The organism is Herbaspirillum lusitanum, assembly GCF_046025995.1.
Classification (GTDB): domain Bacteria; phylum Pseudomonadota; class Gammaproteobacteria; order Burkholderiales; family Burkholderiaceae_D; genus Herbaspirillum; species Herbaspirillum lusitanum_A.
Genome location: NZ_JAQQFM010000003.1, coordinates 259,430 through 272,585 on the forward strand (window position 1 = coordinate 259,430; position 13,156 = coordinate 272,585).

General features: G+C 62.3%; 12 protein-coding genes. 5 read left to right on the top strand and 7 right to left on the bottom strand.

The genetic code is table 11. The annotated features are described in order from the left end of the window. Positions 1-43 precede the first annotated feature (43 nt). From PQR62_RS07030 to PQR62_RS07045, 4 genes are all read left to right on the top strand, one after another. Positions 44-2,536 (top strand): TonB-dependent siderophore receptor, encoded by a 2,493-nt coding sequence (locus PQR62_RS07030; protein ID WP_408156207.1) that lies wholly within the window; start codon positions 44-46, stop codon positions 2,534-2,536. A 314-nt stretch (positions 2,537-2,850) separates the two neighbouring features. After that, positions 2,851-3,372: an RNA polymerase sigma factor gene (locus PQR62_RS07035; protein WP_408156209.1), complete on the top strand. Its 522-nt coding sequence runs from the start codon at positions 2,851-2,853 to the stop codon at positions 3,370-3,372. Beyond that, entirely contained in the window at positions 3,369-4,145 is a 777-nt protein-coding gene (locus tag PQR62_RS07040; protein WP_408156211.1) for an anti-sigma factor family protein, read from the top strand. The genes PQR62_RS07035 and PQR62_RS07040 overlap by 4 nt, the downstream gene beginning before the upstream one ends. Positions 4,146-4,282: 137 nt before the next feature. After that, positions 4,283-5,080 (top strand): alpha/beta fold hydrolase, encoded by a 798-nt coding sequence (locus tag PQR62_RS07045; protein WP_408156213.1) that lies wholly within the window; start codon positions 4,283-4,285, stop codon positions 5,078-5,080. Between the two features lie 65 nt (positions 5,081-5,145). Here the strand turns inward: PQR62_RS07045 and PQR62_RS07050 are convergent, their stop codons facing one another. Next, positions 5,146-5,577: a hypothetical protein gene (locus PQR62_RS07050; protein ID WP_408156215.1), complete on the bottom strand. Its 432-nt coding sequence runs from the start codon at positions 5,575-5,577 to the stop codon at positions 5,146-5,148. Between the two features lie 239 nt (positions 5,578-5,816). Here PQR62_RS07050 and PQR62_RS07055 point away from each other — a divergent pair, with 239 nt between their 5' ends. Further along, the gene (locus tag PQR62_RS07055; RefSeq protein WP_408156217.1) at positions 5,817-6,266 is read left to right on the top strand and encodes a hypothetical protein; all 450 of its coding nucleotides are present in this window, start codon (positions 5,817-5,819) and stop codon (positions 6,264-6,266) included. Positions 6,267-6,338: 72 nt separating this feature from the next. On the opposite strand, the gene PQR62_RS07060 is transcribed toward PQR62_RS07055, so the two are convergent. The 6 genes from PQR62_RS07060 to rhaS form a co-directional block, all read right to left on the bottom strand. Then, complete coding sequence (locus PQR62_RS07060; protein ID WP_408156219.1) at positions 6,339-7,787, bottom strand: FGGY-family carbohydrate kinase; 1,449 nt, start codon at positions 7,785-7,787, stop codon at positions 6,339-6,341. 34 nt (positions 7,788-7,821) lie between these two features. Continuing rightward, entirely contained in the window at positions 7,822-8,136 is a 315-nt protein-coding gene (locus tag PQR62_RS07065; protein ID WP_408156221.1) for an L-rhamnose mutarotase, read from the bottom strand. A gap of 2 nt (positions 8,137-8,138) precedes the next feature. Further along, entirely contained in the window at positions 8,139-9,185 is a 1,047-nt protein-coding gene (locus tag PQR62_RS07070) for an ABC transporter permease (RefSeq protein ID WP_408156222.1), read from the bottom strand. Beyond that, positions 9,182-10,228: an ABC transporter permease gene (locus PQR62_RS07075; protein ID WP_408156224.1), complete on the bottom strand. Its 1,047-nt coding sequence runs from the start codon at positions 10,226-10,228 to the stop codon at positions 9,182-9,184. Before PQR62_RS07075 ends, PQR62_RS07070 begins: the two co-directional genes overlap by 4 nt. Beyond that, positions 10,219-11,883: a sugar ABC transporter ATP-binding protein gene (locus PQR62_RS07080; RefSeq protein WP_408156226.1), complete on the bottom strand. Its 1,665-nt coding sequence runs from the start codon at positions 11,881-11,883 to the stop codon at positions 10,219-10,221. The genes PQR62_RS07075 and PQR62_RS07080 overlap by 10 nt, the downstream gene beginning before the upstream one ends. Before the next feature lie 146 nt (positions 11,884-12,029). Further along, the gene (rhaS, locus tag PQR62_RS07085; RefSeq protein ID WP_408156229.1) at positions 12,030-13,067 is read right to left on the bottom strand and encodes a rhamnose ABC transporter substrate-binding protein; all 1,038 of its coding nucleotides are present in this window, start codon (positions 13,065-13,067) and stop codon (positions 12,030-12,032) included. Positions 13,068-13,156 lie beyond the last annotated feature (89 nt).

Below are 13,156 nucleotides of genomic sequence, written 5' to 3' on the forward strand. Positions count from 1 at the left end.
GGGAGTGAAACCCTCATTGACCAATATCAAGGATCGATCTTCCATGCCATTCCCAGATGCTGTTGCCGCCCCGGGCGAGCGCCCCCTTTTTCGTCAGAAAGTCCTGGTCAGCGTGTTGCTGGCTGCGCTGAGCGCAGGCGCCGCCTGGAGTGACCGGGTCTACGCCGCCGGCAGCCTGGATGCCGCCGCCAAGACTTACAACATTCCCGCCGGGCCGCTCGGCAAGACCTTGTCTACCTTCGCGCTGGATGCCGGCATCGCGCTGTCGTTCGAACCGGCGCTGACGGAGGGGCTGAACAGTCCCGGCGTGTCCGGCACGCTGGCGCCCAAAGATGCACTGGCGCGTCTGCTGGCCGGCAGCGGGCTGGAAATCGTGGTGCGCAACGACGGCACCTACACCTTGAGAAAACAGATCGCTGGTGCTGACAACCGCGTCGCCGATGGCGCCTTGCCGGCGGTGACCGTGGTCGGCGCCGCCGAAGCGAGCGCTGTCACCGAGGGCAGCGGCTCTTACACCACGCGCGCCACCGGCGCCGCCACCCGGATGAACCTGTCGCTGCGCGAAACGCCGCAGTCGGTCAGCGTGATCAGCCGCCAGCAGATTCAGGACCAGAATCTGATGACCCTGGTCGACGTGCTGCGCCAGACGCCCGGCATCGTGGCGGATCGTCTGGATGAACGCGTCACGTTTTCGTCACGCGGCTTTGCGCTCAACACCATGATCGACGGCGTGCCGACGCTGGCCTTCAATTCCGTGGCGGGCGAGTCGAGCATGATCAATACGGCTTTCTATGATCGCGTGGAAGTGGTGCGCGGCGCCGCCGGCCTGCTCAACGGCTCGGGTTCACCGGGCGGCTCCATCAACCTGGTGCGCAAGCGTCCGACCAGCGAATTCTCCGGACATGTCACGGCAGGCATCGGTTCGTGGAACCGCTACATCACCGAAGCCGATCTGGGCGGCAGTCTTAACGCCGCCGGCACCGTCCGCGGCCGCGTGGTGGCCTCGCATGCCGACGGCAACAGCTTCATCGATAACAAGAAACAGAGCGACGACGTGTTCTACGGCATCGTCGAAGCCGATCTTTCACGCGACACGCTGCTGACCGCAGGCTATGAATACGAACGTACCGCGATCAAGGGCGCCAACTTCGGTCAGAGTCCGCTGTTCTACGCCAACGGCACGGCCACCAATCTGCCGCGCTCGTTCAATTCCAGCGCGCCGTGGAGCACCTGGAACATGACGACCGAACGCGCCTTCGTCAACCTCGATCAGCGCTTCGACAGCGGCTGGCACCTCAAGGTCGACGCCGCTTACGCCAGGAACAAGCGCGAGCGCTACAGCGCCGACCTGTGGCTGTATCCCGCCAATATCAGCGCCAGCGCCAACACCGGCACCGTGCAGGTCGCCAACAATCCGGCCGACAGCACCAACAAGTCGCTCGACGTCTACGCCACCGGGCCGTTCTCGTTGTTCGGCCGCATACATGAAGCGGTGGCCGGTTTCAACATCAATCAGTATCACTACGACTACAGCAACGATGGCGCGGTGCTGAACGCCTTCGACCGGCGCGCGGTCAATATCTTCAATCTGGGCGCCGTGGCGCAGCCGAACTTCAGCAATCCGCTCAATAAATTCGGCGGCGACGCGGAGGAAAAGGCGCTCTACGGCGCAGCGCGCTTCAAGCCGCTGGATACGCTCTCGCTGCTGGTCGGCGGACGCTTTTCCTGGTACGACAACAAGTCCTATCAGCGCGTCTGGACCAACGGCACCAACGGTGCGCTGGTGAACGTCAAGCCGGTAACGGAAAGCGCAGTCTTCACGCCGTATGCCGGCATCGTCTATGACGTCAGCAAGGACTTCTCGCTCTATGCCAGCTACACCGATATCTTCCAGCCGAACACCGTACGCGATTCCAGCAGCCAGATCATTTCGCCCAAACGCGGCACCAATACCGAACTCGGCATCAAGGGCGAGCATCTCGACGGCAGGCTCAATACCAGTTTCGCGGTATTCCAGACCGAGGAAGACAATGCCACCGAAATCGACAGCGGCGCGCCCTTGCTGTCGGACGGCACGACACCGTATCGCGCCGTGAAGGGTGCGCGCACCAAGGGCTTCGAGGCGACTATCTCGGGCGAAGTGGCGAGCGGTCTGCAACTGATGGCGGGTTATACCTACTCGTCCAAGTTCAGCAACAAGAACGTGCTGATGAACCCGACCTATCCGCAACGCATGTTCCGCCTGGCCGGCAGTTATCGCTTCCCGGGCGCCCTCAGCAAGCTCACCATCGGCGGCACGCTGAACTATCAGAGCAGCATCTATTACGACGAAACCTACAGCCTCAAACGCGCAACGCAGGGCGGCCTGACGCTGATCGGCCTGATGGCGCGCTACGACTTCAGCAAGCAGTTCAGCATGTCGCTCAACATTGAGAATCTGAGCGACAAGTACTACTACACCGGCCTCGGCGGTTACAACGGCTACACCTACGGCAATCCGCGCAATGCCTGGCTGAAGGCGACCTACAACTTCTGATCCATCTCTCGTCTGCGTGACTGTGCAGCAGGGCGACCGGCTCATGAATCATGACCGGTCGCCGCGTCGTCATCTTCTCTGGCGCACTTTTCTCCGTGTCGCCTTGCTCCTCCCGCCTCCCCGCAGCGCTCATTCCTGCTATCCGCTAAGCTGGCGGCAGCATGAGTCCAACTAGCCTGTTCGTCATGTATTTCCCCGCAGCATGTTTCGCTTTGCCGGCGCTGCCTGCACATATTTTCATCGGCAGGGAATAAGCCGACGGCTGGTTCGTCTTACTGTGCACAAACGAATTAACCGGCTTCCATCATCTATCCATGAGCAAAGACTTCACCGACGACGATCTGCGCGCGCTGCTGCCGCGCTTGCGGCGTTTCGCCTTGTCGCTGACGCGGCAGGACAGCAGCGCCGACGATCTGGTGCAGTCTTGCCTGGAGCGAGCGCTGTCGCGCAGGGAGCGGCGCAATGAAGAGGGCGATCTGCGGGCCTGGCTGTTTCAGATCATGTTCCGCCAGTTTCTCGACGGCCAGAGGCGGGCCAAGCGTTATGCCGGCTTGCTGGCGTTTTTCAGCAGCGAGCCGGAGCCGCTGGCGCCCTCGGCAGAAGAGGTCGCCATGTCGCGCTCGGCGCTGACCGATTTCGGCAAGCTCAGCGCCGAACAACGCGCCTTGTTGCTGCTGGTCTCGGTGGAAGGCATGACGTATCAGGAAGTCGCCGACACCCTGCATATTCCGCTGGGTACCGTGATGTCGCGCTTGTCGCGCGCGCGCAAAGCCTTGCGCGCACTGACTGATGGCGAATCGCTCAGACCCGCGCCTTCTTTACGGATCATGAAATGAATACCTCCGCTGCCTTTACGCCTTCCGAACTCGATTTGCAGGCCTATGCCGACGGTCAGGCCGACGCGACTCTGCGCAACAAGATTGAGGCCTACCTCGAACGCCATCCAGAAGCCCTGCGTGAGATCGAGCAATTGCGTCAGGATGCGCAAGCGCTGCGCCTGGCCCTGGAAGCGGTGCCGGCAACGGCGTTGCCTGCGCGGCTTGATCCCTTCCGCATCCGCCGCGAACTGCGCTCACGCACGCAGCGCCGTGTCGCCATCGCAGCCTCGCTGGTATTGACGCTGAGTCTGGGTACGCTGGGCGGCTGGCAGATGCGCGATATGTCCATGCGCAAGACCTATCTGCCGATGGCCGACGCCACTCAGGCCTACCGCATGTTTGCCGGCAATGACATGGCGCAGGCGGTGGATCTGAAGAGCAGCGAATCGGCGCCGCTGCAGGACTGGCTCAATCATCATTTCGTCCAGGCGGCGCCGCTGCCGGATTTCAGCGCCTACGGCTTCAAGCCGGTCGGCGGGCGACTGATGGCGAGCGACAAAGGGGCTGCGGCGATGGTGCTGTATCAGAATCCGCAAGGCCAGGCCGTGGTGTATTACGTGCGGCCGCCGGGCGAGCTGTTCAACTTCGGCAGCGGCAATCGCCAGGACGGCAATCTGCTGACGCAATACTGGCGGCAGGGGCGTTATTTTTACGCTGTCGTCAGTCCTGCCAACAATCCGGCGACCTTGCCGGTACAGCGCGCCATCGAGCCAGACCGGCCGCAAACCTGAACTGATTTCTGCTGACTGAAACAACTGCTGATGTCAGCGGAGGGAGTCGTGCGTCCGGCGTTTTTGAACAGCCTCAATTCAAGCAGGCCGGACGGCTTTTTTTATCCACATTTGATACACCCGAAAAAGGAAACACCATGTTGAACAAACGAACTTTTCTCAAGACTGCGCTGAGCGCAGTGGCCGCGTCCGTGACCATGTTATTGATCGCGCACGACGCCATGGCGCAGGACGCGGCGGCCGTCACGCCGCCGGCCATCCACAATGTGGTGCTGGTGCACGGCGCCTATGCCGACGGTTCATGCTGGGCCGAGGTAATCGAGCGTCTGCAGAAGGCCGGCATGCACGTCACCGCCGTGCAGAATCCCCTGAGTTCGCTGGCCGACGATGTGGACGCGACGCGCCGCATTCTGGCCTTGCAGGACGGCCCGACGATTCTGGTCGGCCATTCCTGGGCCGGTACGGTGATCAGCGAAGCCGGCAATGATCCCAAGGTAGCGGGGCTGGTCTATGTGGCGGCGCGCGCGCCGGATGCCGGCGAAGATTACGGCGCCTTGGCGGCCAAATTTCCCACGCCGCCGGCCAGTGCCGGGCTGGTGAAAGCGGGCGGCTTTGCGCAGCTTGGCGAAGCGGCTTTTCTGCGAGACTTCGCCGGTGATATCGATCCGGTCAAGGCGCGCGTGATGTACGCGGCGCAAGGACGTATTTCGGATACGCTGTTCAGCTCGCGCACCACGCAAGCTGCATGGCGCAACAAGCCGAGCTGGTATGCGATCTCGACCAACGACCGCACGACCTCGCCGGAGCTGGAGCACTTTCTGGCGCAGCGCATGAAGGCGAAGACGATAGAACTGGCGTCCAGCCATCTGTCGATGCTGTCGCATCCGGACGATATTGCCAAACTGATTCTGGAGGCGGCGGCTCAGGCCAGGTAATCGTAGAAAAAAACAGCCCGCGCCGTATTACGGTCGCGGGCTGTTTTTGTGAATGCCGGCCTGCTTTATAGCTTGCCGGCAGCGATGTCGGCATCGATGGCCTGTTGCGCAATACCGGCGGCATATTCTTCCGCTTCGACGGAAGAGTTGCAGTGGAAGCCGTCGCAAGTCGCGCGGCGGAAGGGGACCGGATTGTCGTTGCGATGCAATTGATAGCCGCCCAGCCAGCTGCCGTCGCGTTGTTCGCTGCTGCTGGTGCGGATGAAATAACCGCGATGTTCCATGGTATCGCCGTCGAGCTGGGCATCGATCAGCGCGCGGGCAAACGCAGCGCCGGTGGCCTGTGCCGCCCCCACCGAACGGAAAGGATTTCCTCTGAAATCCGGATAAACCAGGCCGTCGATGCTGACCACGCAAGTGACTTCGCCGTTGCGCGCGTCCACCTTGTCCTGCACCGCGATGTGCTTGCCCCGGTAAGCTGAGCCGTACTGCCCCATGTGTCTGCCTGAAAGTTGATCTGTGCGGGCATCCTAGCACAGGGATTTAGTCGCGGTTTAAGGCAGGCCGCCTAGCACGGAATCGACGCCGCAATGCCTGCCGGCTTGTCTGTCTGGCATCAACGCGGGCGCCCCGATCGTAGCGCCGCCCGCAATGTGCGCCGCACGGCAGGGTTCAGAGCGGCTTTTTTACCTATCTTTTCTCCGCTTGCGAAATTGCGCGCCGGCTTGCAGTGATAATGAAGCTTCGAAATCCCGGTCCATTTGCCAAAGGTGACGCGATGGCTTCTCTCCTGTTTATGCGCTGTCAGAATTTTCAACGAGGAATCGATGCGCTGGGCAGCTCGGATTTATTCCTGGCGAAATATAAAGACCGCTTCGGCAGCGACGAAGCGCTGTCGTCCAATTATCTGTTCAAGCTCCTGAGCGGCAGAATTCCGGTCAGAGATGACATGGCAAGAAGAGTCGAGAACGTCCTGGGCCGCAGAAGCGGCTGGCTCGATTGTCCGCAAGCTGCCGTCGCCGCGGAAAAACCATTTCGCGCATGGCCGAATGCGGTAGACCCGCAGGCGTTCCAAAGTCTGCTGCCCGAAGAGCAGCTGCAACTGCAGAAACACGCCGATGCCCTGGTGGCGGAGTGGCGTTTTCCTTACTGGCTGCAATGGCGGGTGGTGCCTGCGGGGCAATGATCCGACCTTCAGGCAAAGGTGGAAGCGCGCCGACGTCAGCAGTGCAGCTCTTCCGCCCGTACTTCCCTTTTCTTAGCCCGGCGTTATCGCTTCGCCCCGTTTTTGCGCGCAGCACCAGATGGTCGGTGCCGGCTCCAGCATGTCGTTGACGGCGTTGCGCCAGGCCTGCCGGTATTCCTTCCATCCGCGTAATTGTGCCGGCGGCACCAGCACAGGCTGGTTGAGCCGTGTGCGCGTGTGCGGGTCATGCCAGTGACGCAGCATCCAGCCGCCGGTGGTGGTGCCGCTGCTGTCTTGCGAACAGTAGACGCTGCGTTGTTCGTCCAGAGCTGACAGTAACGCGGCGAAATGCGGATTGGTCGTGAAACTGCCTTCCACCACAATGGCGCCGGTGGCCTGCAACTGCTCCAGGCAATAATCTGTCATCAGTGCGCAATACAAGCTCGCCAGTGCATAGCGGCCGGCGGCGCTGGTCGGCGCGGCGCCGGCCAGACTGCCATGGCGTCCGAAGAAAGGGCCGCCGCAGCTGGCGAAACTGGGCAGCGCCATGCTGCCGCTGTCGATCAAGGCCTGCAGATCGTCGCTGCTGCATACCTCCGGCGCGGCGCCTGCCAGTTCTCCGAATTCACGTCCGCCCATGAAGCGCATGCAGGCCACCGGCTGATTCAGCACGTTGACGTTGGTCAGCATGTCGCTCTCTTCCTGCAGCCGATCGATGGGGGCATCCAGCGCGGCGGCGATGATCCAGGTGCCGGTCGACAGCACAACGCGCGGACTGTCCTGATCGCGTTCCAGATAACGCAGCAGCGAGGCATTGCTGTCGTGCACGCCGCACAGGATCTGGCAGTCGGGCGGCAGGCCGGTGCAGAGCGCAAGCGCCGGGCGCAGATTGCCGAGCGTCGACCAGGCCGATTGCAGCGGCGGCATCAGCGCCTGCCAGCCGCAGCGTTCCACCAGCGAGGAATAGCGTGCCGTCGACGGTTGCCACAGATCGGTATGGCAACCGAGCGAGGTGACTTCCGCCGCCGCCACGCCGCTCAGGCGCCAGGCCCAGTACTGCGGATACATCAGCAGATGGCGCGCACGCGCGAAAGCTTCAGGATAGGCCTGCTGTTGCCAGTGCAACTGGCGTCCCAGATTGAGGCCGAGTCCCAGCGCCGGCGAGCAGGTGGCGGAAAACGGCGGGCGTAGCGCGTCGTATTGCATCGGGGCCAACGTTGCCAGCGGCAGCGCCTGTTCGTAATCCATGATCGGCAAGACCAGTTCATGCTCATCAACCAGCGCCGCGGTGGCGCCGTGCGTGACCGGGACAATGGCGCTGATATGCGCCAGCTGCGCCAGTTCGCGCAGTTTGGCCAGCAACCAGGTTTCGATCGCATCGACATCGTGATGCGGATACAGACCGTGCCGGGCGACTTCATTAGGGCGGCGTCGTACGGCCAGTTCGCGGCCCTGTGCATCGACCAGACTCAGTTTGATATTGGTTTTTCCGATATCGAAGACGGCAAGGGCGTCGATCATGAAACGGTTTCCTGAAAAGAGGAAGCGCGAGGATTCAGGGCAGATGAAACATGGGGCGCAGCTCGACTGAAACGGGCTGGAAATCTTTGCCGGCCTCCATCAGATCAGCCATGTAACGCCACCAGCGTTGCATGACCGGATGCGCAGGCAGCTGCTCCATGCGGTGGCCCGGCAGTCGCCGCAGCACGCCGAACAGCTTGCCGCTGTCCGGTTCCAGAAAGATGCTGTAGTCGCGGATGCCGGTGGCGTGGAGCAGCTCGGCCAGTTCCGGCCACAGCGCATCGTGGCGGCGCCGATATTCATCGGCGTAACCGGCCTTGAGCTGCAGGGTGAAGGCGATCTGTTCCATGTTCAGCGGCTGCTCTTGCCGCGCAGCAGACGCGGTGCCGCGATGGTGGTCAGCAACAGCACACCGACCACGATGGTCATGATGATGCCGGGGATGTTGGCCAGCGCCAGGCCATAGGTCACCATGCCCAGCGTCAGTATGGCCAGCAGCACGCCGCCCATAGTGCCGGCGCCGCCGGCAATGCTGACGCCGCCGAGGATGACGACGGTGATGATTTCCAGTTCCCAGCCCAGCGCAATGTTGGGACGTGTGCTGCCAATGCGGCCGGTCAGCAGGCAGGCGGCGAGGCCGGCCATGGCGCCGGTCAGCACGAACAGCATCAGCCGGTAGCGGTCGACCGCGATGCCCGAGAAGCGCGCCGCCACCGGGTTGTTGCCGATGGCGTAGATGCGCCGGCCCCAGGTCGTGCCGTGCAGCAGCAACGCGAACACCGCAGCGGCCACGATCAGCACCGCAAACGGTCGCGGCAGCACATCGAAGAAATAGCCCTGGCCCCAGTCGCTCAGCAGTTCGGGATAGTTGGTGAAGGCCTGATCGCCCAGCACCACGCTGGCCAGACCGCGAAACAGCGACATCGAACCTATCGTGACGACGATGGAGGGCAGCGCAAAGCGCGTGACCAGCAGACCGTTGAGCAGACCGCAGGCGACGCCGGTGGCTATGCCGACGAAGAACAGGCCATAAGCCGGCACGCCATAGTGATTGGCCAGACCCATGGTGACTGACGACAGCGCGATGATGGCGGAGACCGAAATGTCGATTTCACGGCAGATGATGAGCAAGGCCATCGGCAGGGCGATCAAGGCCTTTTCGCTGAAGTTGAAGGTGCTGTCGGCCAGATTGGTGAGGTCGAAGAAATGCGGCAGCAGCAGGCAGTTGATGCAGAACACGGCAATCAGCAACAGGCCGAGCAGCGTCTCCCAATGACGCAGCAGATCGGCCGCGCGGAAGCTGCCGCGCTCGCTGATCTGATAGCGCGAAGTGCGGGGCGCGGTCGTGGCTGTATTTGTGGCTGCTTTGGCGGATGCGGTATCGGTGATGCTGCTCATGGTGCGCTCCTTGCGACGTGCGCCGTATCGGCTTGAAAATGCAAAGGCAGGATTTGCTTGTGGCGCTTCTTTTCGCCGCGCGCATTGATGATGACGGCCGAAAGAATCACCAGCCCGGTCAGCGCGCTTTGCCAGAACGGTGAGATCTGCACCATCGGCAGCGCGTTGTTGATCACCGCCAGAAACAGCGCGCCCAGCACCGCGCCGCTGATATTGCCGACGCCGCCGGCGATGCTGATGCCGCCGATGACACAGGCGGCGATCACGGTCAGTTCGAAACCGTAGGCGATTTCGGTATAGGCGACCGCGTAACGCGCCACCCACAGGTAACCGCACAGGCCGGCCATTGCGCCGGACAGACCATAGGTCCAGAACAGCCGTTGCGGTGCAGCGATGCCGACGTATCCCGCCGCGACCGGATCATTGCCGATCGCATACAGATCACGTCCGAATCGCGTGTGGCGCGCCGCATACCACAGCACCGCCACCGCCAGCGCCGCCAGCCAGACCAGATGCGTCAGGCCGCCCAGGCGCGCCAGCGGGAAGGCGATGAAATCGGCCGGCATGTTGCGCGACGATACCCAGGCGCCGCCGGATAGCACGAACACCAGGCCGCGATACACACTCATGCTGCCCAGCGTGACGACGATGGGCGGCAACGACAGATAGCCGATCAGCCAGCCGTTGATCAGGCCCAGCGCCAGGCCGATGCACAGCGCGGCGGCGATCACCACCGCCACCGGCAACTGCGGAAAATGCATCGCCAGCAGCGCCGACATCATGCCCGACAGCGCCAGATTGGACGCCACCGAGAGATCGACGCCGCGCGTCACGATCACCAGCATCTGCGTCAGCGCCAGCATGATCAGTACGGCGCTGTCGGTGAGCAGATTGTCCATGCTGCGCGTCGTCAGGAAGGACGGGGCGCGCCAGCCCACCAGCAAAATCAGTACCGCGATCAGCGCCGCCAGCAGCGGTTCGCGCCGGCGCGTCAGTAGACCGGCGGGCGCCATTTTTTGAGGAAGGAGCGGCTTCAGTGGCATGACATCGTTTCCTTGTCGCTGTTGATCGGGTCTGAGCCGGTGGCGGACGGAAGGTTGCCTGATGCTGCCGCCACCAGCAGTTCCGGGGTCGCCTCTGCGCGGCTGAACACTTTCTGCACCGTGCCCTGATGCATCACCACCACGCGGTCGGCCATGCCCAGCACTTCCGGCAATTCCGACGACACCAGAATCACCGCCAGGCCCTGCTGCACCAGTTCGCTGATGAAACGATGCACGGCCGCCTTGGAACCGATGTCTATGCCCTTGGTCGGTTCGTCCAGAATGATGACGCGCGGATTGGTGGCCAGCCATTTGGCCAGCACCACCTTTTGCTGATTGCCGCCCGAGAGCTGGGCCACCTGCTGATGGAAATGCGTGGCCTTGAGTTCCAGCTGTTCGCTGAGACGGCGCGCGATGTCAAGCTCGCGGCGGCGATGGCGGCGCAGGAAGAAACCGATGCCCGACAGGATAGGCAAAGTGATGTTCTGAAAGATCGGCAGCGAAAGCAGGGCGCCTTGATGCTGACGGTCTTCCGGCACATAGGCGATGCCGTGCGCAATCGCCTCGGCCGGTGAGTTGACGTGGATGGGTTTGCCGTCGATCAGCACCTTGCCGTGCGCGGCCGGCGACAGGCCGAACAGCGCCTGCATCAGTTCCGAGCGGCCGGCGCCGACCAGGCCGTAGAAGCCGATGACTTCACCGCGTCGCAGCGAGAAACTGACTTCGTGAAATTCCGTCGGATGCGAGAAATTTTCAACTTCGAGTACCGGTGCGCCAGCGGTCTCCGGCGTCTGCCCGTGATGGGGGAAGACCTGACCGACTTCGCGGCCCACCATCAAGGCCACCAGCTGCGGTTCGCTGATATCGGCCAGCGCACCGGCGGCGATGAAGCGGCCATCGCGCAACACGGTATAGCGATCGGCCACGGCGAAGATCTCATCGAATTTGTGAGAGATGAAAATCACCGCCGTGCCGGCCGCACGCAGCTGGGCGATGATGCGATACAGTTCGCGGATCTCGCGTTGCGACAGGGCGGCGGTCGGCTCATCCATGATCACCACTTGGGCGCGCTGCGACAAGGCGCGCGCAATCTCCACGAAGTGTCGTTGCGCCACGCTCAGGTCCTTGACGCGCGCCTGTACCGGCAGATCGACTTCCAGCCGCGCAAACAATTGTCTGGCCTCTTCTTCCATGCGGCGCCAGTCGATACGCGGCGGCAGACCGCACAATGGCTGACGCCCGATGCAGATGTTCTCGGCTACGGTCAGTTCTTCAAACATCACGGTTTCCTGATGTACGGCCGTGATGCCGGCCTGCATCGCAGCCTGCGGCGTGGCGAACGACACCGCCTGTCCGGCCAGCCGGATCACGCCTTCGTCAGGGCGATGGATGCCGGTGAGGATTTTGACCAGCGTCGATTTGCCGGCGCCGTTCTCGCCGAGCAAGGCCATCACTTCGCCCGGTCTTACCGAAAAGCCGACATCCCGGAGCGCCACGATGCCCTGAAAGCGTTTGCCGATGCCGGACAATTCGAGTACCGGCGCCATGGCTGCGGACGCCGATGCAGGAAACTCCAGAACTTCAGGCGTGAATGCGGGGGCGGGCGCCAGCGGCGGCTGCAATGCGCCTGGAACAGGCATGACGGATATGGACATGGCGATTCATTCGTAAGATTCGAAACAGTCAGACGGCGGCGCGGTCGCTATGCGAAAGTAGCGCCTGCCAGTTGTCTGAGGCGCTGCGCAAGAGAAAGCCGCGTGCGCAGCGCTTGTCTTTCAATGATTCAGGCGTGGCGGATGCATCAGAAAATCCTGGCGAATTTATCGACATTGCCGGCGTCGTAGGTGAACGGCGGCGCCAGCGCTGCTTCGCCCTCAGCATCGAGTTTGATCGACCCCATGCGGCCGACGCTGATGCTTTCGCCATCCTTCCCTTGCGCCTTGCCCTTGACGAATTGGTACGCAGCGTAGGTCACTGCATAACCGAGGTCGATCGGGTTCCAGATGGCGAAGCTCTTCACTGCGCCGCTCTTGACGTGGCCCGCCATTTCCGAAGGCAGGCCGAGTCCGGTCACGTAGACCTTGCCGACCAGCTTTTCATCGACCACTGCCTTGCCGGCGGCATTGATGCCGACCGTAGTCGGCGCAATGATGGCTTTCAGATTGGGATTGCTGCGTAGCAGGCCGATTGCTTCGCGGTAGCTCTTGTCGGATTGATCGTCGCCGTAGACCGTGGCGATCAGTCTGATCTTGGAAAACTCAGGCCTGGTCAGCGCCTTTTTCATCTCGCCGATCCAGATGTTCTGATTGGTGGCCTGCGCCGTGGCTGACAGAATCGCAATCTCGCCGGCGCCGCCGATGGCATCCGAGGCCATCTGAATCTGCTTGACGCCGATCAGCTCAGCGTTGGACGGATTGAGTTGCATCAGCCGGCCGGCGCGTGCGATACCGCTGTCGAAGGACAATACCTTGATGCCGCGCTGCATGGCCTTCTTGGTGATAGGCACCAGCGCGCTTGCATCATTGGCCGAGATCACGATCGCGTCCACCTTCTGGCTGATCAGCGAATTGACGATTTCAATCTGGCCTTCGGCGGTGGGTGTGGTCGGGCCGGTATAGATGATGTCGACGTCGCCCAGTTGCTTCGCCGCTTCCCTGGCGCCTTCATGCGCGGCATCAAAGAAACCATTGCCGAGACTCTTGACCACCATGGCAATGCGCACCTTGTCGGCCGCCGAGGCCGTGCTCGACGTTGCCATCATTGTCATGCCGAATGCGGCCAGCGCCATGGCCGCCACGCTGTTGCGCAAACCGTTTGCGGCAGATTTTCTGCTGTTCATGCGATGTCTCCTTTTTATAGGTTTTGCTTCTGTGCGTTGTTATGCGTTGTTATGCGTTCTTATGGGTGCCGTCGGGCAGGACTGACCGG